Origin of the sequence: Pseudomonas sp. 382 (assembly GCF_002759075.1) — a bacterium.
GTDB lineage: Bacteria > Pseudomonadota > Gammaproteobacteria > Pseudomonadales > Pseudomonadaceae > Aquipseudomonas > Aquipseudomonas vlassakiae.
Genome location: NZ_PEMX01000110.1, coordinates 1 through 563 on the forward strand (window position 1 = coordinate 1; position 563 = coordinate 563).

Below are 563 nucleotides of genomic sequence, written 5' to 3' on the forward strand. Positions count from 1 at the left end.
TCGGGCCGTACCTGGTGGATCTGCACTTCGTGCTGCGAACGGCTGCCTTCGCCCTCGTGTTCAGCACGCTGATGACCTACGTGGCCATGCCCGCGGTCAGCAGGCTGCTGCGGCCATGGCTCACTCCGGGGTAGGAGTCCGCGCTCGTCAGTCGAGCTTGGTGACGTCCAGGGCGCCGTCCGCGTACTGCTTGCGGATCACCTTCTTGTCGAACTTGCCGACACTGGTCTTCGGCACCGCCTCGATGAACGTCCAGCGCTCCGGCAGCTGCCACTTGGCGACGGTCCGGGCGAGGAACTCGCGCAGGCCCGTGTAGTTCACGGTCGCGCCCTCCTTGAGGACGACCGTGGCCAGCGGGCGCTCTCCCCACTTCTCGTCGGGGACGGCGACGACCGCCGCCTCGGCGACCTCGGGGTGCGCCATCAGCGCGTTCTCCAGGTCCACGCTGGAGATCCACTCGCCGCCGGACTTGATGACGTCCTTGGCCCGGTCGGTGAGGGTGAGGAAGCCGTCGGCGCTGATCACACCGACATCGCCGGTCTTGAGCCAGCCGTCGGCGCTGA

General features: G+C 68.0%; 1 pseudogene. It reads right to left on the minus strand.

The features are described 5' to 3' along the window. Positions 1 to 147 precede the first annotated feature (147 nt). Positions 148 to 563, minus strand: a pseudogene (locus CQW31_RS30820) (AMP-binding protein); the annotation flags it as partial.